The following is a 21156-nucleotide window of genomic DNA, read 5'->3' as shown; positions in this document are numbered from 1 at the left end:
CGGCGCGAAAGCGGACCTAGGCCGCCAGCGTCTTCCCGTCCCCAAGATGCGGCCTCACCGCCGCCATAGCCCGCGCGACGTATTCGGCCTTCTCGCCAACGGGGGCGACGTAATGGATGGCGTCTTCAGCGTCTTTGACGGTGGCCAGGCGGGCGATCATCCATGCGGCGAGGTATTGGGAGGCGAGGCAGCCGCCGGCCGTGGCGACATTGCCGTGGGCGATGAAGGGGGCGTCGACGACTTTGACGCCGGCCTCGATGACCCAGGGCTTCGTCGTCAGGTCGGTGCAGGCGGGCAGGTCGCCGATCAGATTTAGCTTGGCCAGCAGCAGGGTGCCCGAGCACTGGGCGCCGACCAGCTGGCGCGACGGGTCCAGCTTCAGCTGTGACAGGAAGGCGGGATCGGCGGCGTAGTCGCGGGTCCTGATCCCGCTGCCGATGAGGACGGCGTCGGCCTCGGTCAGGAAGTCCAGCGGCTTCTGGCGCTGGATCGTCACCCCCGCCATGGAGGTGGCCTCGGGCGTGGGGCAGGTGATGTGGGCCGCCCAGCCCTGGCTCTTCATCCGGTTCAGGATGCCCGCCGCAATGAAGCTGTCCAGCTCGTTGAAGCCGTCGAGGGTCAGGATGGCGATCTGCATGGCGGGCTCATCAGGGGAGGGAGGCTCACCCTAGGCCGATAGTGGCGCGGTCCGACAGGGCCGGTTGGCGTGTGAGCGGCCCTAGCAGTCCTTGCCCTGGCGCTGGCGTTGTTCGCAGCGGCGCTGTTCGCGTTCGTATTCGCGCTGCTCGCGCTCGCGTTTGGCCTTGGTTTCCTCGTCCGAGGTGGTGACGGCGTCGAAGCCCGCGCCGACGACCGCGCCGGTGGCTTTGACCGTGCCGCCGACAACCGCCGCGCCTGCGCCTGCGACGGCGCCCACGACGCAGGCCTGCAGCATCAACGAACCGCCGACGATGGCCAGAAGGGTGGTCGCCCGCGTGAAGGACTTGGTCATGTGAATCTCCCGAGGCGACTATTCTGCGTGACGGAAGTGAACAGATGCTGACGGCGGGATCGTGGCCTGCGCCGGGTCCCGGAGGGCGGCGGGCGCCGCCTTCCGGGAGGGCAGGGGTTACATGCTATCGACCATGACCAGTTCGGCGTCTTCGCTGGCCGTGATGGTGATCACGGTCTCGTCGACGATGCCGGCGCCGTCGCGGGCGTTCAGCGGGGTTCCGTTGACGTTCACCCGGCCCACGGCGGGGACCAGATAGGCGCGACGACCGGCGGCCAGGTCATAGGTCAGGCTCTCGCCCGCCTTCAGCGTCGCGGCCAGGATCCTGGCGTCGGCGTTGATCGACAGGGCCTCGTCCGCCGGATCGCCCGAGGCGACGACGGTGAACTTGCCCGAACGGTCGCTCTTGGGGAACTCGCGCTGGCCCCAGGACGGCGGGGCGCCCGGCTTGTCCGTCTCGATCCAAATCTGGAACAGGGTGGTCGTCTCGTTCTCGAGGTTGAACTCGGAGTGACGCACGCCCGTGCCCGCGCTCATCACCTGAACGTCGCCCGCGCCGGTACGGCCCTTGTTGCCCATCGAGTCCTCGTGGGTGATGGCGCCGGTGCGGACATAGGTGATGATCTCCATGTCGGCGTGCGGGTGGGGCGGGAAGCCCGAGCGGGCGCCGATCTCGTCGTCGTTCCAGACGCGCAGGCGGCCCCAGCCCATGCGCTTGGGATCATAGTAGTTGGCGAACGAGAAGTGATGCTTGGCGTTCAGCCAGCCGTGGTTGGCGCCGCCGAGGGTGTTGAAAGGTCTGACGTCGATCATGATGCGGTCTCCCATCCGAGGAATGCTTGAGACCTAGATAGGATCGCCAAATCTTATTTGCAACTGTTCTAGTATCAGATCGATCTCAGCCCACCTGCGCCCGGTGGCGCAGCATGGCGTCGGCCAGGACAATAGCCGCCATGGCCTCGACGACGGGGACGCCGCGCAGGGCGACGCAGGGGTCGTGGCGGCCCTTGGTGCGCAGGTCGACCTCGGCGCCGTCGCGGTTGATGGTCTGGCGCAGGGTCAGGATGGAGGAGGTGGGCTTGAACGCCACACGGGCCGTGATGGGCTGGCCGGTCGAGATACCGCCCAGGACGCCGCCCGCCTTGTTCGACAGGAAGACCGGCAGGCCGTCGTCGCCCAGACGCATTTCATCGGCGTTGTCCTCGCCCGTCAGTTCGGCGGCGCCGAAGCCCGCGCCGATCTCGACGCCCTTGACCGCATTGATGGACATCAGGCCCGAGGCCAGTTCGGCGTCCAGCTTGGCGTAGAGGGGCGCGCCCCAGCCGGCGGGGACGCCCGTGACCTCCAGCGCCACGACGGCGCCGATGGAGGAGCCGGCCTTCCTCACGCCGTCCAGGTAGTCTTCCCAGGTAGGCACGACCTCGGCCGAGGCGGCGAACAGGGGGTTGTCATAGACGGCGTCGAAGTCGATCGCTTCGTCGGGGATGCGGTGCGGACCCAGCTGGACCACGCCGGCGCGGATACGGATGTTCTCGCCCAGCACCTTCCTCGCCACGGCGCCCGCCGCGACGCGGCTGGCCGTTTCGCGGGCCGAGGAGCGCCCGCCGCCGCGGTGGTCGCGCACGCCGTACTTGGACTGATAGGCATAGTCGGCGTGACCGGGGCGGAAGGCGCGGGCGATCTCGCCGTAATCCTTGGAGCGTTGGTCGGTGTTCTCGATCATCAGACTGATCGGCGTGCCGGTGGTGACCGGGCCGTTCCCGTCGTCGAAGACGCCGGACAGGATACGGACCTGATCGGCCTCCTGCCGCTGGGTGACGAAGCGGCTGCCGCCGGGCTTGCGAAGGTCGAGCAGCGGCTGGATGTCTGCCTCGGTCAGGGGGATCAGCGGCGGGCAGCCGTCGACGACGCAGCCGATGGCCGGGCCGTGGCTTTCGCCCCAGGTGGTGACGCGGAACAGATGACCGAAGGTGTTGTGCGACATGCCCTAGGGCTTAAGCCGCTATCCGCTCCGGCGTCCAGACCCGCGTGAAGCGAAGCAGCAGATCTTCGGCCGCCGAGGGCAGGTCGGCCGAGGCTTCCAGCTTGACGAACAGGTCGCCGGCGGGGCGCTGGCCGCGCGCGGGCAGGCCCAGGCTCTTGAGCCGCAGACGCACCGGCTCGACCATGTCGGGGACCAGCCAAGACGAGCGCGGACCCGCGTGGGTCATGATCTCGATGCGGCCACCGTCGTCCATCATCCGCTGCGGCACAGCCCAGGTCATGAACAGGTCGCCGCCCAGAACCGACAGGCCGTCGGCAGGGCGGATCAGCACCGGCAGAAGAAGGTCGTCGCCGTTGGATGCGGCGCGCTTCAGTCGGATCCTGTCTCCGGTGCGCACGCCGGGCGGGGCGTGGACCAGCAAGGTGCGAGCGCCCAGGGTCACGCGGACACAGCCGCCGCTGATCGCCTGCATCGGCGTCAGGCCCAGAAGCGGAGCGGGGCGGGCGGCTGGATGAAGGGCTTGGCGTGGGCGGGCGCGGGCAGGGCCAGGGTCTGGGCCTGCAGCAGGCGGTAGGCGGCGATGACGCGGCGGAAGGTCTCGGTGTCGCCGCCGGGCGCGTCGGGGCGAGCCGCCTTGACCGCCGCGCGAAAGGCCCTGGCCAGGCCGTCGGCGCCGACCGGACCGGTCAGGCCCAGCAGGGATCGGGCCTTGTCGAGAGTGAGGGCGTCCGCGCACATGGAGGGCAGCCTCGCGCCGATATGGTCAAGACCGGGTTAACCTTGTCGATTGAAACGAGAATTTCAGTTTATGGTGAAGCTTGGTGTCGCACCTTAGTCTACGGCTGATGACGTAGGGGAAATGCGGGTGTAGAGAATCGGCCATGACCCAGCCCCTGATCCCGCCCAGCCCGTCTGTTCAGGACTACGCCGCGCAACTGGCGGCCAATGCGGACGAGACCATGTTCGAGCAAGTCGAGCCCTATGGCCTGTTCGCAGAGTGGCTGGAGGCGGCCAAGGCGGGTGAGCCGAACGACGCCAACGCCATGACCCTGGCGACTCTGGACGCCGAGGGCGTGCCGGACGCGCGGATTGTCCTGCTGAAGGATGTGGATGCGCGCGGCTTCACCTTCTTCTCCAATCAGGAAAGCGCCAAGGGCGAGCAGCTCTGGGCCCATCCGGCGGCGGCCCTGGTGTTCCACTGGAAGAGCCTTCGCCGTCAGGTTCGGGTGCGCGGCGTGGTGGAACAGGTCAGCGCCGCCGAGGCCGACGCCTATTTCGCCGGCCGGGCGCGCGAGAGCCGCATCGGCGCCTGGGCCTCGGACCAGTCGCGACCCCTGGACAGCCGGGCGACGCTGGAAGCGCGCGTGGCCGAAAAGACGGCGGGCTTTGACGGGCAGGAGGTGTCGCGTCCGGATCGCTGGACCGGTTGGCGAGTCGTGCCTCAGCAGATCGAATTCTGGCGTGACCGGGCCTTCCGCCTGCACGATCGACTGCGTTTCGAACGTGATGGCGAGGCCTGGCGGCGGACGCGTCTCTGGCCGTAGGCGAGACTAGACGGCGTAGCGCGCCAGGAAGGTGTCGACGGCTTCCTCGGCGATCGCGCGCGGGGTTCTCTCGGCGATGACATCGTCGCCGGTGACCAGCGGCACGAAGAAGACGGGGTGTTCGACCATGCCCATCAACTGGCCGGCGGCCCAGGAGGGTTTGTCCACCTTCATCTGACCGGACCGGGTCATCTCTGTCAGCATGCCGATCAGGACTGCGCCGAAGTCGCTGCGGCCACGTTCGAAGAAACGCATGGCGATGGCCTCGAAGCGCGGTCGCTCGGCCAGAACCAGCCGAAACACCGAGCGGACGAAGCTGTTGCTCATGAACTCGGCATAGCCGCCGATGAACTCGTTCAGACGCTCGCGCGGGGTCCCGGACCTGGTGTGCACCCCAGCCATATGGTTGGCGAAGTCTTCTGACGCATTGTCGATGACCGCCTCGAACAGCACCGCCTTGCTGTCGAAGAAGGCGTAGAGGGTGGCGGTGGATACCCCGGCTTCGCGCGCAATCGGTTCCATGCGCGTGCCGGCGTAACCTTCGGATATGAAGTGCAATCGCGCCTGTCGCACGATCGCGGCGCGGCGAGGGTCGTCGAAATCTTGGACCAAGGCGGTCATCAGCACATACCCGGAAAGCGTATGGCTAACGTGCCTTTAAAATGCCTTGATTGCAACAAGTAGCCGCGTTCTGCGAGTCGTAATCAACTAGTGATGCCAAGGCGCTAGGAGTGGATGAGCCAGGACCGGCGCGGCCAGGCGAATGACCGCCTGCGGATCTTCCAGCCGCACGGCGGCGGTGGCGTCGGCGACGATGAAGTCGGCGTGGGTGCGCGAGGGTTCCGTCAGCCGCTCGTGGCCGGGGCGGACGGTCAGCAGGTACTGATGGATGACGGATTCGGCGGTGCGGCCGCGTTCGGTCTGGTCGCGCAGCAGGCGACGGATGAAGCGGATGTCGGCGGGGGTGTCGACGAAGACCTTGATGTCGAACAGGGCGGTCAGGGCCGGCGTGCACAGGACATGAGTGCCCTCCAGAATCACCACCTCGGCTGCGGGGATGGGTTCACCGCCAGGGTCGCGGCCGTGATGGAGGAAGGAATAGAGAGGGGCGACGACCGGGCGTCCGGCCTTCAGCTCGGTCAAATGTTCCACCAGCAGATCGTGGTCGCGCGCGGCCACATCGTCGAAGTCGTGGGTGTCGGCGTCGAAGCCGGGGACACTGGCGGCGTCCAGATAATAGGAGTCCTCGCGCATCAGCACGGCGACGCCGGCGGGCAGGGCGGCGACCAGGGCCTCCGCCAGTGTGCTCTTGCCTGAGCCGGAGCCTCCGGTGATGGCGATCAGGATGGTCATGGGCGGTCTCCGTGCATTCCGGCGGCTTTCTAGGCGGGTCGTGCGGGATTGACCATCTTGCGTAAACCCGGCCAGCGTCGAAGAAGTCGTCTGCCTGACGCGTCCATATGGGGCATGACGTTTCTGGCCAAAGAGGATCAACGGCGAGGTCGTGCGCGAAGCTGTCAAACGCCTGCGGGCCTGCGGCCTTGTTTCCCTTGCGGCGCCGTTGCTTATCGCTGTTCACCTAGATAGCGTGACTGCAAGGCGCCTCGTTCGAGAGGGCGCCAAGCGAGGAAATGCGATGCTGGGTTTGATGCAGGACTGGCCGCTGACGGTCGACAAGATTCTCGACCACGCCAGGAATTGGCACCCGAACCGTGAGGTCGTGACCCGTTCGGTCGAGGGGCCGATCGAGCGCACCACCTATGGCGCCATCCATGGTCGCGCCAAGCGGGTGTCGAACGCGCTGAAGGCCTGGGGCGTGCAGCCCGGCGACCGTATCGCCACCCTGGCTTGGAACACCGCCGATCATATTGAAGCCTGGTACGGCATCATGGGCATCGGCGCGGTGTGCCACACCCTGAACCCGCGCCTGTTCCCGGAACAGCTCGTCTATATCATCAACCACGCGGGCGATCGGATCATCTTCGTCGATCTGACCTTTGTACCGTTGCTGGACGCCATCCTGCCGCACTGTCCGTCGGTCGAACGCGTCGTCATCATGACCGATCCCGACCACATGCCGCAGACCAAGCTGCCGGTGGTCGAGTGCTATGAAACCGTGTTGGAACAGTCGTCCGAGGACGTGGAGTGGGGCGGCTTCGACGAACAGACCGCCTGCGGCCTGTGCTATACCTCGGGCACGACGGGGAACCCCAAGGGGGTGCTCTATTCGCACCGCTCGAACTTCATCCATACCCTGCTGGGCCTGCAGTCGACGGTCCTGGGCGCGACGCCGAGGGAAGTGATCCTGCCGGTCGTGCCCATGTTCCACGCCAACGCCTGGGGCATCGCCTTCGGCGGGCCGGCGGCGGGGTCCAAGCTGGTCATGCCGGGCGCGCGCATGGACGGACCGGCCATCTATGAGCTGCTGGAGACCGAGGGCGTCACCTTCTCGGCCGCAGTGCCGACGGTCTGGCAGGGCCTGCTGAACCATCTGCGTGAGAACAAGCTGAAGCTCTCGACCGTGACCCGCGTGCTGATCGGCGGCGCCGCCGTGCCGGAAAGCATGATCCGCGCCTTCCACGACGAATTCGGCGTCGAGGTGCTGCAGGGCTGGGGCATGACCGAGACCTCGCCTATCGGCACCCTGTCGAACATGACACCGGAGCTGGCCGCCCTGCCGTTCGAGGAACAGCTGAAGTGGCGGGTCAAGCAGGGCACGCCGCCTCTGGGCGTCGAGCTGAAGCTGAAGAACTACGCCGGACAGGAAATGCCGCACGACGGCTCGACCTATGGCCGCCTGATGATCAAGGGGCCGACCATCGCCCGGGCCTATTTCCGCGACGAAGGCGGCGAGATTCTGGACACCGAAGGCTTCTTCGACACCGGCGACGTCTCGACCATCGACGATCACGGCTTCATGCAGATCACTGACCGGGCCAAGGACGTCATCAAGTCCGGCGGCGAGTGGATCAGTTCCATCGAGATCGAGAACCTGGCTGTCGGCCATCCCAAGGTCGCCCTGGCCGCCGTCATCGGCGCGGCCCATCCGAAATGGGACGAGCGGCCGGTCCTGCTGATCAAGCTCAAGGAGGGCGAGGCCGAGAACAAACAGGAGCACCTGGACTTCCTGCAGGGCAAGATCGCCAAGTGGTGGATGCCCGACGACGTGGTCTTCCTGGCCGATATTCCCCTGGGCGCCACCGGCAAGATCGACAAGAAGCTGCTGCGCGAGCAGATGAAGGATTACCGTCTGCCGACCGCAGGCTGATCTTTCAGGAGGGCCGCATGGCTGAACCGACCCGGACCCAGGCGCGCGCGGCCGAAATTCGTCTGCGCTGGCTGACGCTGGCGGCGTTTGCAGCGCCCCTACTGGTTCTGGTCGCTGTCTTCGGGACCCGGTTCGGTCTGTGGGACGCCGGTTTCGGCCTGGAAGTTCTGACGCTGAAGATCGGCCGCATGCTGGCCTTTGCAGGCTTGGCGGCGGCTCTGGTCGCGGTGCTGATCGCCTTTAAGGACCTGCGGCGGCGCGGGGCTTACGCCGCTGTGTCGCTGGTCGTGGCCGGTGCGGCCGTGGCCTTGTTTGCGGTTCAGGGACAGCGGTTCGCCGTCCCGACCGCCAATGACGTCACGACCGACCCCGCCGAGGCGCCGGCCTTCTCGCGTGCGGTTCTGGCCCTGCGCGGCGGGGAAGGCGAGGGCGGCGCGTCCGTCGCCTGTCCCGATCTGGTTTCGGTTCCCCGTCAGGTCGCGCCGGAAACAGCGGCGGCGGCGCTGGAGGCGGCGGGCTTCACCGTTCGCGGCGCCGCGCCCTTCCGTGCTGACGGGGCCAAGGAAGGCTTCTGGTTCGGTCTGACCTATGACGCCGCCATCCGCATCCGCCCCGGTCGCACCGACGTGCGTGTGGCCCAACGTGAGGGCGTCAAGGTCGGCGATGAGGCCTGCCGTCTGGCCCGCGCCGTTACAGCCGGGCTGCAGCCCTAGTCGATCAGGCGATAGCGCGCGGTCATCGCCGGTTCGGGATCGGCGGAGACGCGTCCCTCCTTCACCAGCTTGATCAGGTGCGACAGCACCGACAGGCTGGCGGCGGGCCACAGCCGCTGATCGACGGCGGCGTAGAGGGCAGGGACCATGTCCGCTATTGTTTCATCGCCCGCCGCCAGCCGCGCGCAGATCTGGGCCTCGCGTTCCAGCCGGTGGTCGCGATAGGCCTTGAGGAAGGGCGCGACCTGAGTGATGGCCGGGCCATGCGTCGGCCAGATGGTCGAGAAGCCGCGCGCCAGCACCCGGTCCAGACTGTCCATATAGGCTGTCATGTCGCCGTCAGGCGGGGCGACGACCGTGGTGGACCAGCCCATGACATGGTCGCCGCTGAACAGGGCGTTCTCGTCCCTCAGTACGAAAGCCATGTGGTTGGAGGTGTGGCCGGGCGTGGCCAGGGCCTCGATGGTCCAGCCGTCGCCCTCGATCATCTCGCCGCCCGACAGCAGGATATCCGGCGCAAAGGCGTCATCGTCCTCCTCGTCCATGGCGGTTGAGGCGTGGGTGGCCTGGGCGGGCGGTCGAGCCGCCAGAATCGGCGCGCCGCCGACCGCCTCGGCCAGGGCGCGTGACAGGGGCGCATGGTCGCGGTGGGTGTGGGTCACCAGAATATGGCTGACGGTTCGCCCCTTCACCGCCCGCAGCAGGGCGTGCAGGTGCGCCTCGTCCTCGGGGCCGGGGTCGATTACGGCCACCCTGGCCCCCGGCATGTCGCGGCCCACGATATAGGTTCCCGTGCCGGTGAAGGTGAACGGCCCCGGATTGTCGGCGATGACTCGCTGGATCAGGGGCGAGACCTGATCGCGACGGCCGTAGGTGAAGTCGAACTGTCGAACATAGGGGATCACGGGCGGCGGTCCTTGCGGCGAGGCTGACAGAGATCGAAGCGGAGCGGCGCCCGCCTTGCTTCAACGCATCTAGACCTGTTCGGGAGCCGCCGTCGTGATCCGTTCCGCCGTTTTTCCTGTGCCAAATCGGGCGAAAGCCCTGACTGTCGTCGCCATATGTCTTGTTGCGGCGCAGTGGGCCGCGGCGTCCTGCACGCCAGAACCCGCCGCACCCTATGCCGCGCGCGCCGCGGTCGTTCGCTAAAGCGGCAGACGGCTGAGGTCGTAGCCGGCCTTTAGCGCGGCGGCGCGAAGGTCGTCCGGGGCCGCGCCGCGCAGTCGCTCAGCCATGGCCCAGGCCGCCGTCGACCGCATGCCGGAGCGACAGAAGAGCAGGATGCGCTCTCCGGGGGCGAGGCTGTCCATCGCCGCAAGCGTGCGCTCCACCGCTGTCCGGTCCGGCAGGCCCGCCACCGGAATTTCCACGTAACGCATGCCGGCGCGCGCGGTGATTTCCGTCATTTCCGCCGAGTCGGGCTGGCCCGGCTCTTCATGCGGGGTGCGGTGATTGACCACCAGTTTTACCTGCGCCAGGGCGGCGTCGGACAGATCGTCAGCCGAAATCTGGCCTGCGACAAACGTCACTTCGTTGAGCGGCTTCATTGAATGTGTCCAATTTCATTATACGAAACAGTAGTTTCGTCATAAGTGTGGCCAACGTGCGACAACATGACGCTGAAATTGTTGCAGATCGGTAATTGTCGATGCGGCTGCGGCATCCGGTCGCTAGCATGACAGTCGCCGCAGGCATGGGGGCTTGTGGTGATTGTAGCTGTTGATGCGCATTGATCGATCGATGCAGCGGTTGATAGCTTCTAGGAGGAGAGACTCTTGAAGATCAAAAACATTCGTCAGCGGCTGTTACAGTCGACGATGATCGGCGGGACGGCGCTGATGGCGTTGGTCGCTGCACCGGCTGTCACCATGCTGGCGCCGGCTGAAGCTTTCGCACAGGACTTCACCACCGGCACGCTGGCCGGTACGGTGACGAACACTGCGGGCCAGCCGGTGTCGGGTGCTACGGTCGTCGTGACGCAGAAGGGCCGGGCGCAAAGCCGTACCTTCTCGACGGATGCGCAGGGGCGTTTCCGCGCTTCGCAAATCCCGGTCGGCGTCTATACGGTGGCGATCAGCGGCGACGGCTATGAATCCTATACCGACTCGAACGTGGCGGTGACGCTGGGCGGCACGGCTGAGTTTCAGTTCACCATCGGCGCGGTAGGCGGGTCCGCCAGCACTGTTGATGATGTCGTCGTCGTTGGCACCCGTTCCGCTTCCGTGGACTTCGATCGCACCACCACCGGCATTACGGTGGATGTGCAAGAAACGTTCGACCGGATCCCGACCCAACGTAACCTGGCGGCTATTCAGTTGCTGGCTCCGTCGACGACGCGCGGTGACGCCGCCTTCGGCAATCAGGTTTCGATTTCGGGTTCGTCGGTCGCTGAGAACGTTTACTACGTTAACGGTTTCAACATCACGAATTTCCGGAACTTCCTGGGCGGCAATACGGTGCCGTTCGAATTCTACCAGCAAATCGATGTGAAGACCGGCGGCTACCAAGCCGAGTTCGGCCGTTCGACTGGCGGCGCGGTGGTTGCGGTTACCCGCTCGGGTTCCGACGAGTTCCACGGCGGCGTCAACTACTACGTCGAACCGAACAGCCCGGGGCTCGTCTCCGGACACCTTCTCCGGCGATCCGTCGACGAACATCACGACGCTGGACTCCAAGGCTGAGTCGGATCGCTCTGAAGCCAACGTTTGGCTGTCGGGCCCGATCGTGCGCGATCATGCCTACTTCTTCGGCTTCTATAACTGGCGTGATTTCGAGAACCATCAGTTTGACGCCAACGGCACTGAAACGGTCACGCTTCAGGACGATCCGTTCTGGGGCGGTAAGGTCGATCTGTACCTGAACCCCGACCACCGCCTGGAACTGACCTACTTCAACGATGATCAGTCGGCGACGACGCGCACCATCGAAGGCAATGGTCAGAGCTCGGCCAGCGACACCTTTGTCGGCGGCGAAACCAAGATCGCCAAGTACACCGGCAAGTTCACCGACTGGTTCACGCTGTCGGCTCTGTATGGTGAAGGCACCTTCAATCAGTCCGTGATTGGTGACCTCGATGCGGAGGCGTCGGTCGTTGATAACCTCGGCAGCATTCGTCGTGGTAACACTGCGCTCGTGATTGAAACGGGTGAAGATACGCGCAAGATGTATCGTCTTGACGCTGATATCTATGTGAACAACCTGTTTGGTGATCACCACTTCCGTATCGGTTACGATCGTGAAGATCTGGCGTCGTCGATTGACTCGAGCTATTCGGGCGACCGCTACTATCGCTACTACATGTCAGGTGCTGGCGGCGCTCTTGGTGGTCTGATCCCTGCGAACACTCTCTACGTTCGTGACCGGAACATCCAGAACCAGGGGGCTTTCTCGACCGAGCAGACGGCCTTCTACATTCAGGATGCCTGGGACTTCAATGATCGCCTGTCGCTGCAACTCGGCCTGCGTGCTGAAAAGTTCAGCAACAAGAATGCTGCCGGTGAAGTCTTTGTGGAAACGGATTATGATCTGTCGCCGCGCCTTGGCTTCACCTATGATGTGTTTGGAGACCGTTCGACCAGCCTGAAGGGCTACTTCGGTCGCTACTACATCCCGATCGCCGCCAATACGAACATCCGTATGGCGGGCAAGGAACTCTTCACGCAAGACTGGTACATCGTCGGTGGCGTGGGCGGTAGCTATGCTGGAACTGCCGCTGGTCTGCAGTCTTGCCTGGACGCTACGCCTCGCAACAGCTGCGTGCCGACCTTCGCCGGCCCTGCCGTCCTGGAGGAAGTGCTGTCTCCTGGCACTGTGGCCCAGTCTCAGTCCCTGGTCTCCAAGAACCTTGAAGCGCAGTATCAAGACGAGTTCATCTTCGGCATCGAGCACGAAGTCGCCAACATGGGCTTCTTCGACGGCTGGACCGTCGGCGCCAACTTCGTCTACCGCGACCTCAAGAAGGCGATGGAAGACTTTGACACCAGCTACATCATCGACGCCTACTGCTCGTATGCGGGCATCTCGGCCGCCAACTGTGGTCAGATCAACGGCGCCGGCTATGTGCTGCTGAACCCGGGTTCCGACCTGGTCATCACGCCGGACTCGACGACTTTCCCGTTCCTCGCGGGTCAGGAAATCACCATCCCGGCGTCGATCCTGGACATTCCGGAAGCCGAGCGTACCTACAAGGCTCTGGAACTGACCTTCGAGCGTCCCTGGGACGGCAAGTGGAGCCTGCAAGGCTCGGCGGTGTTTGCCGAATCCAAGGGCAACATCGAAGGCGGCGTGAAGTCGGATAACGGTCAGGACGATACTGGTCTGACCCAGGACTTCGATGAGCCGGGCTGGACCGACGGTGCGTATGGCTTCCTGCCGAACCACCGTGGCCAGACCTACAAACTGTTTGGTTCGTATGCCATTACCAACGACCTCACGGTTGGCTTCAACGCCACGCTGCAGTCGCCGCGCAAGTACGGCTGCATCGGCACCTATCCGCATGCCGATGATCGTGCGTCGAGCTCGACCGTCACGGCCTGGTACTGCAACGGCGTCCTGACGCCGCGCGGCAGCCAGTTCGAAGGCGAGTGGTTCAAGAACGTGGACCTGTCGCTGGCCTGGAACGTTCCGGTGTCTGGCGTTCCGGGTAAGGTGCAACTCCGCGCCGACCTGTTCAACGTCTTTGACCTGACGTCGGCGACCCGCTTCCAGGAAGTGGGTGAAGATGGTCCGGGCAGCCCCAATGCTGACTATCGTCACGTTACGGGCTATCAGGCGCCCCGCACGGTTCGCGTGGGCCTGTCCTACCAGTTCTAAGGATTTACGCCTTAGACTGAGATGGGAGGCGGCGGATCGAAAGATCCGCCGCCTTTCTTCTTTATTGAATGTGGATTTCGTTGACGGGGTGTTCTTACGCCGCCGTGTCCCGCGCCAGGGCGTGCGGGTCGTAGTTGAGGATGGGGGCCAGCCAGCGTTCGGCGGTTTCGACGTCCCAGCCCTTGCGGCGGGCGTAGTCCTCGATCTGATCGCGGTCGATCTTGCCGACGCCGAAATAGTGACTGCTCGGATGGCCGAAGTAGAGGCCCGAGACCGAGGCCGGGGGCGTCATGGCGTAGCTTTCGGTCAGGGCCATGCCCGCCTTGTTCCCAGCGTCCAGCAGGCGGAACAACGTCGCCTTTTCCGTGTGGTCGGGCTGGGCCGGATAGCCGGGGGCGGGGCGGATGCCCTGATACTTCTCTTCGATCAGATCCTGCACCGAGGTGGCTTCGTCGGGGGCGTAACCCCACAGTTCGGTCCGCACCTTCTTGTGCAGGGCCTCGGCGAAGGCTTCGGCCAGGCGGTCGGCCAGGGCCGTGGCCATGATCGAGGAATAGTCGTCGCCGGCGTCCTTGAAGCGCTTGGCGATTTCCAGTTCGCCATGTCCGGCCGTGACGGCGAAGGCGCCGACGTAGTCGGAACCTTCTTCCGCGATGAAGTCGGACAGGGCCAGGTTGGGCTTGCCGTTCGACTTCTTGATCTGCTGGCGCAGGGTGTGGAAGCGGGCGATCTCGTCGCTGCGGCTCTCGGCGGCATAGACGGCGATGTCGTCGCCGTCGGCGCGGGCGGGCCAGAAGCCGACCACGCCCTTCGCCGTGAACCACTTCTCGTCGATGATCCGCTTCAACATTCCTTGCGCGTCTTTGAACAGGTCCTTGGCCGCCTCGCCGACGATCTCGTCTTCCAGGATCAGCGGATAGCGGCCGATCAGCTCCCAACTGGCGAAGAAGGGCGTCCAGTCGATGTGGTCGGCCAGGTCCTGCAGATCCCAGGCGTCGAACGAACGCACGCCGAGGAAGGAGGGCTTGCCCGGCATGGTCGCCGCCGGATCGGGCTGGAAGCGGTTCTCGCGCGCTTGCTGGATTGTGGCGCGAGCCTTCACCTCTTGCCCGCGCGCGTACTGCTCGCGGATGCGGATATACTCGTCGCGGGTTGCAGCCTCGTTCTTCGCCTTTTCGGTGGGCGACAGCAGGCCCGAGACCACGCCGACGGCGCGGCTCGCGTCGATGACATAGGTGGTCGAGCCCTTGCGATAGCTCGGCTCGATCTTCACCGCCGTGTGGGTGCGGCTGGTCGTGGCCCCGCCGATCAGCAGGGGAATATCGAAACCGCGCCGCTCCATCTCGCGGGCGACAAAGACCATCTCGTCCAGCGACGGCGTGATCAGACCCGACAAGCCAATGATATCGACCTTGTGCTCGACGGCGGCGTCCAGGATGCGGTCGGCCGGGACCATGACGCCCAGGTCGATGACCTCGTAGTTGTTACATTGCAGCACGACGCCGACGATGTTCTTGCCGATGTCGTGAACGTCGCCCTTGACCGTGGCCATCAGGATGCGGCCCGCCTGCTCGCGCGGCTTTCCGGCCTTTTCGGCCTCCATGAAGGGTTCCAGCCAGGCGACGGCCTGCTTCATCACGCGGGCCGATTTCACCACCTGCGGCAGGAACATCTTGCCCGAGCCGAACAGGTCGCCGACCACGTTCATCCCGTCCATCAGCGGGCCTTCGATGACGTGCAGGGGGCGCTCGACCGACAGTCGGGCCTCTTCCGTGTCGGCCTCGATGAACTCGGTGATGCCATGGACCAGGGCGTGGGCGATGCGGGCCGCGACGGGCTGCTCGCGCCATTTCAGGTCGACGACGCGCGCCGCGCCCTTCTCGCCCTTGTAGTTGGGCGCCATGTCCACCAGCCGCTCGGTGTTGGACACATTGGTCCGCTGCGGCCGGTTCAGGATCACGTCCTCGACCGCCTCGCGCAGGACCGGGTCGATGTCGTCATAGACCGGCAGGTCGCCCGCATTGACGATGCCCATGTCCATGCCGGCGTTGATGGCGTGGTACAGGAAGACGCTGTGGATGGCCCGGCGCACCGGCTCGTTGCCGCGGAAGCTGAACGAGACGTTCGACACCCCGCCCGAGATGCGGGCGTAGGGCAGGGTGGCCTTGATGACCTTGACCGCCTCGATGAAGTCGACGGCGTAGTTGTCGTGCTCTTCAATCCCCGTCGCCACGGCGAAGATATTGGGGTCGAAGATGATGTCCTCGGGCGGGAAGCCGACCTCGTTGACCAGGATATTGTAGGCGCGGGTGCAGATCTCGATCTTGCGCGCGGCGGTGTCGGCCTGACCCACCTCGTCAAAGGCCATGACCACGACGGCGGCGCCGTAGCGCAGGCATTTCACGGCGTGCTCGCGGAAGGCCTGTTCGCCCTCCTTCATCGAGATCGAGTTGACGATCGGCTTGCCCTGAACGCACTTCAGGCCCGTCTCGATGACCTCCCACTTGGAGCTGTCGATCATCACCGGCACGCGGGCGATGTCGGGCTCGGCTGCGATCAGGTTGAGGAAGGTGCGCATGGCGACGGCGCCGTCCAGCAGGCCCTCGTCCATGTTGATGTCGATGACCTGGGCGCCCGCCTCGACCTGCTGGCGCGCGACATCGAGGGCGGCGGTGTAGTCGCCGTCCACCACCAGCTTGCGGAACTTGGCCGAGCCGGTGACGTTGGTCCGCTCGCCGACGTTGATGAAGACAGGACGCATCTTACTGACCGAAGGCATTCCTTCTCCCCTGGGGGGAGAAGGTGTCATGCGGAGCATGACGGATGAGGGGGAGGTGTCCGCGGGCACGGTCCTGGGCGATGAGGAAGAAGCGGGCGTCCCCCTCATCCGAGCCGCTGACGCGGCCGGCCTTTTCCCCCGAGGGGAGAAGGGAAAGAGCGGTGGAGGTCATGGCGGGGCTGGTCATGCCGGTCGCTGCTCCCCCGAACGGTTCGTTGCGAGGCGCGCCGCCAGCGTGGCGATGGCTTCAAGGACCGCGGCGGGTTCGGAAATCTGCGGGAAATGCCCGCTTCGGGCGGCGAGGATCAGCGACCCCTGGGGGGACAGACGGGACAGGGCTTCCAGATGTTGACGCCTCAGGGTCTGCGCCTCTGGCCGCGCCTGCCAGTCTTTCGGGGCCTTGCCGCCGACGATGACCGCAAGCGGCACGTCCGGGAAAGGCGCCGCCGCCGCCAGCTGGCGCACGGTTTCCAGCTCATGGGCGACTTCGCCGTCCGGGTTGGACGGCGACAGGCGGTTCAGCAGTCTGTTCACCCAGCGCTGGGCGCCGGACTGAAGCGGCTTGAGGGTTGTCACATCCTCCGGCGTAGTCGGTTCGATCAGGACCAGGCCGGCGACTTCCTCGGGGTGCTGTCGCGCGAACAGGTTGGCGTGCAGCCCGCCGAAGGAATGGGCCACAAGCAGATAGGGCGGGGCCAGGCCTGCCGCCTTCAGCAGGTCGCGCAGTGTCTCGACGACCTGGACGCCCGTCTGGGGCGAGACGGGCGGCGACGAGCCGCCGACGCCGGGCCGGTCATAGGCGAAGACGGTTCCTGCTTGGGTGATGTCGGGGAACAGGCGGAACCAGCCCTCCATGGGACCGCCCGCGCCATTGATCAGCACCAGGGTCGGGCCGTCGCCGTGGGCGAGGCGATAGGCCAGCTTCTGACCCTTGATGACCGCCTCATGTCTGGGGGGAAGGTGTTTCATCGCCGGTCAGGCCACCAACTCGAACGGTTCCAGCCCGCTCAGGCGCATGGCCACCGGGCGTGCCGGGATTTCGCGCGGCTTCAGCGGGGCGACTTCTTCGGCGACGTGCTTGATGTGGTCGGGGGTGGTGCCGCAGCAGCCGCCGACGATGTTGACCAGACCTGAGGCGGCCCATTCCTCGATGAAGTGGGCGGTTTCGTGCGGTTGCTCGTCGTACTGGCCCATGGCGTTGGGCAGGCCGGCGTTGGGGTAGGCGGCGACCAGGGTGTCGGCGACCCGGCTCAGTTCGGCGATGAAGGGGCGCATCAGGTCGGCGCCCAGGGCGCAGTTGAAGCCGACGGCGAAGGGCTTGGCGTGGCGCACGGAGTTCCAGAAGGCCTCGGCGGTTTGGCCGCTCAGGGTCCGGCCCGAACGGTCGGTGATGGTGCCGCTGATCCAGATGGGCAGGGGCTCCAGCCCCTCGTCCTCAAGATCCTTGATGGCCTTGATGCAGGCCTTGCAGTTCAGCGTGTCGGTGATGGTTTCGATCAGATAGAGGTCGACGCCGCCCTCGTTCAACGCCTTCACCTGATGGCGATAGGCCTCATAGACCTCGTCGAAGGTCACCAGCCGCGCGCCGGGGTCGTTCACGTCCGACGACATGGACAGCATCTTGTTCAGCGGACCGATGGAGCCGGCGGCGAAGCGGGGCTTGTGCGGCTCCTTTTCCGTCCAGCGGTCGGCGGCGGCGCGGGCCAGCCTGGCGCCTTCCAGATTGATGTCCCAGACCGCCTGGGCGTCCAGCTTGTAGTCGTCCTGGGCGATGACGGTGGCCGAGAAGGTGTTGGTCTCGCTGATGTCCGCGCCCGCAGCGTAATACTGATCGTGCAGGTCGGCGATGATGTCGGGACGGGTGATGCAGAGGATGTCGTTGTTCCCCTTCATCTGGTCTTGTTCGTTGTAGCCATTGGCCGCAACGAAGCGGTCGCCGCGGAAGTCGGCTTCCTCCAGCCCGCGTCGCTGGATCATCACGCCCCACGATCCGTCGAGGACCAGGATACGTTCCTTGGCCGCCGCGTGCAGGGCGGCGATGCGGTCTTGGCGGGTCAGTGGGGAGGTCATCTACGCAACAGCCTTGGTTTCACGCACGCCCAGCACCCGGCAGATGGCATAGACCAGCTCGGCCCGGTTCAGGGTGTAGAAGTGGAAGTCCGAGAAGCCCTCCTCCTGCAGTCGCGCGCAGGTCTCGGCGGCGATGGAGGCGGCCAGCAGCTTGCGGGTCTCCGGGTCGTCGTCCAGGCCGTCGAAGTGGGCCGCCAGCCAGTCGGGCAGGGCCGCGCCGCAGGCCGCCGTCATTCGCTTCAGTCCGGCGAAGTTGGACACGGGCATGACGCCGGGGATCAGGGGAATGGTCACGCCCGCCGCCCGCACCCGGTCGCGGAACCGCAGGAAGGCCTCGATGTCGAAGAAGAACTGGGTCACGGCGCGCGTGGCGCCCGCATCGACTTTGGCCTTCAGCACCTCGATGTCGTGGTCGATGGACGGGCTTTCCGGGTGCTTTTCGGGATAGGCGCCGACCGTCACCTCGAACCCGCCGACGCGGCTGATGGCGGCGGTCAGTTCGGTGGCGTTGGCGTAGCCGTCGGTGCGGGGCGTGTAGGCGCCGCCGATTCCGGCTGAACCCGGCGGATCGCCGCGCAGGGCGACGATGTGATCCACGCCGATGGCTTTGTAGCCCTCGATGACCTCATCGACCTCGGCGCGGCTGGCCTCGACGCAGGTCAGGTGGGCGGCGGGGCGCAGGCTGGTCTCGCTGATGATCCGCTGCACCGTGCGGTGGGTGCGCTCGCGCGTTGAGCCGCCCGCGCCATAGGTGACGGAGACGAAGGCCGGGTTCAGCGGCTCCAGTCGGCGGACGGCCTTCCATAGATTGGCCTCGGCCTCGTCCGACTTGGGCGGGAAGAACTCGAAGGAGACGTTGACGGCGTTGCGGTTGGAACCCGCACGGGCGACCGGGCCCAGCGGCGACAGCAGCAGGGCGCGGGCCTCGGCCAGATTGAGAGCGGCGGGGGAGGCCATCAGGCGGTCTTTCGAGCGGGGACGGCGGCGCGTTCGCCGGTCCAGATGTGAACGGTCAGGCCCTCGGTGTCGGGCGGCAGGGCGACGGGGGCGTCGGCGGTCAGGCCCGCATCGGCCAGCCAGCCCTGGATTTCCTCGTCGGCGAAGCCCAGGCGGCGGTGCTGATGCGCCTCGCGCAGCTGCTCCAGCTGGTGCGGGGCGAAGTCGACGATCAGCAGCTTGCCGCCCGGCATGACCAGACGCGCCGCCTCGGCCACGGCGGCGGCGGGATCGGCCAGGTAGTGCAGGACCTGATGCACGATCACCAGGTCGGCGCTGGCGTGGGGCAGGCGGGTCGAGAAGATGTCGCCGTGGCGCAGCTCGACCTTGTCCAGCCCGGCCTTGGAGACGTTGGCGCGGGCGATGTTCAGCATGTTCTGGCTCAGGTCCAGCCCGACCGACATCTTCGCCTTCTTGCCGAACAGGGTCAGCATCCGGCCCGAGCCGGTGCCCAGATCAACGACGCGCTCGAATGGGCCGGGACCGGCCGCCTGTTCGACGGCGGTCTCGACCGCGCTTTCGCAGACATAGAGGCTGCGCATCTGGTCCCACTGGGGCGCGACCTGCTCGAAATAGCGGGCGGCGTCGATGGCGCGCTCCTTGCGCACCTCGTCCAGACGGCGATGATCGGCCTCGCCCTCGGCGTCGTCCAGCAGGTCCAGCACCGTGTCGATCAGGCGGCGCGACAGGGCGTCGTGCGACAGGCGGTAGAAGACCCGCGCGCCGTCAGGGAATCGTTCAATAAGGCCGGCGTCCGCCATCAGCTTCAGGTGACGCGACACGCGCGGCTGGCTCTGGTCCAGAACCCGCGACAACTCCATGACCGACAGCTCTTCGGCGGCCAGCAAGGACAGCACCCGTAAACGGGTCGGTTCGCCCGCGGCGCGCAGGGCCTCGACGGTCTGGTCAGCAGTCAGTGTCATGAGGTCGTATAAAGATATCCTTATACGATTATGCAAGCAAAAACTGACCGCGCGCAGGCGTTGTGCGGCGGTAGGGCCGCACGGATCATTCGAAGACCGATGAAATCGTGGCCGCTCAGGTCGTGACGGGCGTCTTCAGCGGCTCGCCCGCGAAATGGGCCGACAGGTTCTGGAGCAGAAGCATCAGCATCCCCTGAACCGCCTCGGTCGTGGCCCCGGCGGTGTGGGGCGTCAGGACGGTGTTGGGTACGCTGGCCCAGCGCGCGGCGTCGGTCGGCTCGGTCTCGAAAACGTCGAGCGCGGCGCCGCCGAGGCGCCCGTCGCGCAGGGCGGCGATGACGGCGTCTTCGTCCACCAACTGACCGCGCGCGACATTGACCAGCAGGCCGGATGGGCCGAGCGCCTCGACGACCTCGGCCGAGATCAGGCCGCGATTGGTTTCGTCCGCCCGACAGGCGACGACCAGAACGTCCGAGGCCCGGGCCAGGTCAAGCAGGCTGTCGGCGCGGGGCCAGGCGGCCTCCTTGGCGCGCGGCGCCCACCACTGGACATTCATCCGCATGACCTCGGCGCGGCGGGCCACGGCCTCGCCGATGGCGCCCAGGCCGACGACGCCGAGCGTCTGACCGCCGATGGATGGGGTGATGGTCTTGGACGCCGGAGTCCAGCCGCCGGCGCGGAGCTGACGGTCGCCCTCGGCGATCTGACGGCGCGCGGCCAGGATCAGGCCGATGGCGTGGTCGGCCACGTCCTCGTGGTTGATAGCTGGTGCGTGGGTGACGGGCAGGCCGCGCGCGCGGCACCACTCCACGTCGATGCCGTCATAGCCCGAGGTGAAACAGGCGATCAGCGACAGGTTGGGCAGGCGCTCGATCAGGTCCTTGTCCAGCTCGAACTCGCCCGCCACGACCAGGACGCGTACGTCTGCGGCGGCCTCGATCGGCGGCCCCTCCCAGAAGCGATAGACGTCATAGGCGCCTTCAAGGAAGACGCTGAGCGGCGCGAGGTGCCGCTGCATGATCAGGATGGCGGGGCGCTGGGTCATGGCGTCAGACTAACCCGGTTCCGCAGGAGCG

At 66.1% G+C, this 21156-nt stretch carries 21 protein-coding genes; 5 read left to right on the top strand and 16 right to left on the bottom strand.

Translation table 11 applies throughout. The annotated features are described in order from the left end of the window. Nucleotides 1-16: 16 nt before the first annotated feature. The 6 genes from IFE19_RS10600 to IFE19_RS17640 form a co-directional block, all read right to left on the bottom strand. Nucleotides 17-637, bottom strand: coding sequence for a DJ-1/PfpI family protein (locus tag IFE19_RS10600; RefSeq protein ID WP_207822129.1), 621 nt, complete (start codon nt 635-637; stop codon nt 17-19). Between the two features lie 81 nt (nt 638-718). Further along, nucleotides 719-991, bottom strand: coding sequence for a hypothetical protein (locus tag IFE19_RS10595; RefSeq protein WP_207822127.1), 273 nt, complete (start codon nt 989-991; stop codon nt 719-721). A 117-nt stretch (nt 992-1108) separates the two neighbouring features. Further along, a complete protein-coding gene (locus IFE19_RS10590) occupies nt 1109-1804 on the bottom strand; it encodes a pirin family protein (protein WP_207822125.1) in 696 nt (231 codons plus the stop codon). Nucleotides 1805-1889: 85 nt separating this feature from the next. Continuing rightward, nucleotides 1890-2975, bottom strand: coding sequence for a chorismate synthase (aroC, locus tag IFE19_RS10585; protein ID WP_207822123.1), 1086 nt, complete (start codon nt 2973-2975; stop codon nt 1890-1892). A 10-nt stretch (nt 2976-2985) separates the two neighbouring features. Beyond that, nucleotides 2986-3447 carry a DnaJ C-terminal domain-containing protein gene (locus tag IFE19_RS17645; protein ID WP_225910244.1) on the bottom strand — a complete coding sequence of 154 codons (462 nt, stop codon included), beginning with the start codon at nt 3445-3447 and terminating at the stop codon, nt 2986-2988. A 5-nt stretch (nt 3448-3452) separates the two neighbouring features. Beyond that, complete coding sequence (locus IFE19_RS17640) at nt 3453-3713, bottom strand: hypothetical protein (RefSeq protein WP_225910243.1); 261 nt, start codon at nt 3711-3713, stop codon at nt 3453-3455. A 143-nt stretch (nt 3714-3856) separates the two neighbouring features. Between IFE19_RS17640 and pdxH the strand changes: the two genes are divergently transcribed. Continuing rightward, a complete protein-coding gene (gene pdxH / locus IFE19_RS10575; protein WP_207822121.1) occupies nt 3857-4519 on the top strand; it encodes a pyridoxamine 5'-phosphate oxidase in 663 nt (220 codons plus the stop codon). Nucleotides 4520-4525: 6 nt separating this feature from the next. Here the strand turns inward: pdxH and IFE19_RS10570 are convergent, their stop codons facing one another. After that, nucleotides 4526-5140, bottom strand: coding sequence for a TetR/AcrR family transcriptional regulator (locus tag IFE19_RS10570; protein ID WP_207822119.1), 615 nt, complete (start codon nt 5138-5140; stop codon nt 4526-4528). Nucleotides 5141-5227: 87 nt separating this feature from the next. After that, the gene (gene udk / locus IFE19_RS10565) at nt 5228-5872 is read right to left on the bottom strand and encodes a uridine kinase (RefSeq protein ID WP_207822117.1); all 645 of its coding nucleotides are present in this window, start codon (nt 5870-5872) and stop codon (nt 5228-5230) included. A 283-nt stretch (nt 5873-6155) separates the two neighbouring features. Between udk and IFE19_RS10560 the strand changes: the two genes are divergently transcribed. Both IFE19_RS10560 and IFE19_RS10555 read left to right on the top strand, forming a co-directional pair. After that, entirely contained in the window at nt 6156-7787 is a 1632-nt protein-coding gene (locus IFE19_RS10560) for a long-chain-fatty-acid--CoA ligase (RefSeq protein WP_207822115.1), read from the top strand. A 17-nt stretch (nt 7788-7804) separates the two neighbouring features. Continuing rightward, a complete protein-coding gene (locus IFE19_RS10555) occupies nt 7805-8500 on the top strand; it encodes a DUF1499 domain-containing protein (protein WP_207822113.1) in 696 nt (231 codons plus the stop codon). Here the strand turns inward: IFE19_RS10555 and IFE19_RS10550 are convergent. Next, nucleotides 8497-9405, bottom strand: a complete 909-nt coding sequence (locus tag IFE19_RS10550) for an MBL fold metallo-hydrolase (protein WP_207822112.1) — start codon at nt 9403-9405, stop codon at nt 8497-8499. The two genes, IFE19_RS10555 and IFE19_RS10550, sit on opposite strands and share 4 nt — an antisense overlap. A 240-nt stretch (nt 9406-9645) precedes the next feature. Next, nucleotides 9646-10047 carry a beta-lactamase hydrolase domain-containing protein gene (locus IFE19_RS10545; RefSeq protein ID WP_207822110.1) on the bottom strand — a complete coding sequence of 134 codons (402 nt, stop codon included), beginning with the start codon at nt 10045-10047 and terminating at the stop codon, nt 9646-9648. A gap of 228 nt (nt 10048-10275) precedes the next feature. Between IFE19_RS10545 and IFE19_RS10540 the strand changes: the two genes are divergently transcribed. Both IFE19_RS10540 and IFE19_RS10535 read left to right on the top strand, forming a co-directional pair. Next, entirely contained in the window at nt 10276-11181 is a 906-nt protein-coding gene (locus IFE19_RS10540; RefSeq protein WP_207822108.1) for a TonB-dependent receptor, read from the top strand. 43 nt (nt 11182-11224) lie between these two features. Beyond that, on the top strand, nt 11225-13312 hold the full coding sequence (locus IFE19_RS10535) for a TonB-dependent receptor domain-containing protein (RefSeq protein WP_207822106.1): 2088 nt from the start codon (nt 11225-11227) through the stop codon (nt 13310-13312). A gap of 94 nt (nt 13313-13406) precedes the next feature. Here IFE19_RS10535 and metH read toward each other — a convergent pair whose 3' ends face one another. The 6 genes from metH to IFE19_RS10505 all read right to left on the bottom strand — a co-directional run bounded on the left by metH (nt 13407) and on the right by IFE19_RS10505 (nt 21125). After that, on the bottom strand, nt 13407-16091 hold the full coding sequence (gene metH / locus IFE19_RS10530) for a methionine synthase (protein ID WP_207822104.1): 2685 nt from the start codon (nt 16089-16091) through the stop codon (nt 13407-13409). Between the two features lie 183 nt (nt 16092-16274). Then, the gene (locus tag IFE19_RS10525; RefSeq protein WP_207822102.1) at nt 16275-17060 is read right to left on the bottom strand and encodes an alpha/beta fold hydrolase; all 786 of its coding nucleotides are present in this window, start codon (nt 17058-17060) and stop codon (nt 16275-16277) included. A 6-nt stretch (nt 17061-17066) separates the two neighbouring features. Further along, nucleotides 17067-18161 carry a homocysteine S-methyltransferase family protein gene (locus IFE19_RS10520; protein ID WP_207822100.1) on the bottom strand — a complete coding sequence of 365 codons (1095 nt, stop codon included), beginning with the start codon at nt 18159-18161 and terminating at the stop codon, nt 17067-17069. Further along, entirely contained in the window at nt 18162-19118 is a 957-nt protein-coding gene (gene metF / locus IFE19_RS10515) for a methylenetetrahydrofolate reductase [NAD(P)H] (protein ID WP_207822098.1), read from the bottom strand. Next, complete coding sequence (locus IFE19_RS10510) at nt 19118-20080, bottom strand: ArsR/SmtB family transcription factor (protein ID WP_207822096.1); 963 nt, start codon at nt 20078-20080, stop codon at nt 19118-19120. Before IFE19_RS10510 ends, metF begins: the two co-directional genes overlap by 1 nt. Nucleotides 20081-20195: 115 nt before the next feature. Next, a complete protein-coding gene (locus IFE19_RS10505) occupies nt 20196-21125 on the bottom strand; it encodes a 2-hydroxyacid dehydrogenase (RefSeq protein WP_207822095.1) in 930 nt (309 codons plus the stop codon). Nucleotides 21126-21156 lie beyond the last annotated feature (31 nt).

This window comes from Brevundimonas pondensis, assembly GCF_017487345.1.
GTDB classification, from domain to species: Bacteria; Pseudomonadota; Alphaproteobacteria; order Caulobacterales; family Caulobacteraceae; genus Brevundimonas; species Brevundimonas pondensis.
Note: the sequence above shows the minus strand (reverse complement) of the source record. Positions and strands in the feature narration are given on the sequence as shown.

Coding starts and splice junctions, on each gene's coding strand:
- IFE19_RS10600 (WP_207822129.1), bottom strand. CDS start 637: ATGCAGATCGCCATCCTGACCCTCGACGGCTTCAACGAGCTGGACAGC.
- IFE19_RS10595 (WP_207822127.1), bottom strand. CDS start 991: ATGACCAAGTCCTTCACGCGGGCGACCACCCTTCTGGCCATCGTCGGC.
- IFE19_RS10590 (WP_207822125.1), bottom strand. CDS start 1,804: ATGATCGACGTCAGACCTTTCAACACCCTCGGCGGCGCCAACCACGGC.
- aroC (WP_207822123.1), bottom strand. CDS start 2,975: ATGTCGCACAACACCTTCGGTCATCTGTTCCGCGTCACCACCTGGGGC.
- IFE19_RS17645 (WP_225910244.1), bottom strand. CDS start 3,447: ATGCAGGCGATCAGCGGCGGCTGTGTCCGCGTGACCCTGGGCGCTCGC.
- IFE19_RS17640 (WP_225910243.1), bottom strand. CDS start 3,713: ATGTGCGCGGACGCCCTCACTCTCGACAAGGCCCGATCCCTGCTGGGC.
- pdxH (WP_207822121.1), top strand. CDS start 3,857: ATGACCCAGCCCCTGATCCCGCCCAGCCCGTCTGTTCAGGACTACGCC.
- IFE19_RS10570 (WP_207822119.1), bottom strand. CDS start 5,140: ATGACCGCCTTGGTCCAAGATTTCGACGACCCTCGCCGCGCCGCGATC.
- udk (WP_207822117.1), bottom strand. CDS start 5,872: ATGACCATCCTGATCGCCATCACCGGAGGCTCCGGCTCAGGCAAGAGC.
- IFE19_RS10560 (WP_207822115.1), top strand. CDS start 6,156: ATGCTGGGTTTGATGCAGGACTGGCCGCTGACGGTCGACAAGATTCTC.
- IFE19_RS10555 (WP_207822113.1), top strand. CDS start 7,805: ATGGCTGAACCGACCCGGACCCAGGCGCGCGCGGCCGAAATTCGTCTG.
- IFE19_RS10545 (WP_207822110.1), bottom strand. CDS start 10,047: ATGAAGCCGCTCAACGAAGTGACGTTTGTCGCAGGCCAGATTTCGGCT.
- metH (WP_207822104.1), bottom strand. CDS start 16,091: ATGCCTTCGGTCAGTAAGATGCGTCCTGTCTTCATCAACGTCGGCGAG.
- IFE19_RS10525 (WP_207822102.1), bottom strand. CDS start 17,060: ATGAAACACCTTCCCCCCAGACATGAGGCGGTCATCAAGGGTCAGAAG.
- IFE19_RS10520 (WP_207822100.1), bottom strand. CDS start 18,161: ATGACCTCCCCACTGACCCGCCAAGACCGCATCGCCGCCCTGCACGCG.
- metF (WP_207822098.1), bottom strand. CDS start 19,118: ATGGCCTCCCCCGCCGCTCTCAATCTGGCCGAGGCCCGCGCCCTGCTG.
- IFE19_RS10510 (WP_207822096.1), bottom strand. CDS start 20,080: ATGACACTGACTGCTGACCAGACCGTCGAGGCCCTGCGCGCCGCGGGC.
- IFE19_RS10505 (WP_207822095.1), bottom strand. CDS start 21,125: ATGACCCAGCGCCCCGCCATCCTGATCATGCAGCGGCACCTCGCGCCG.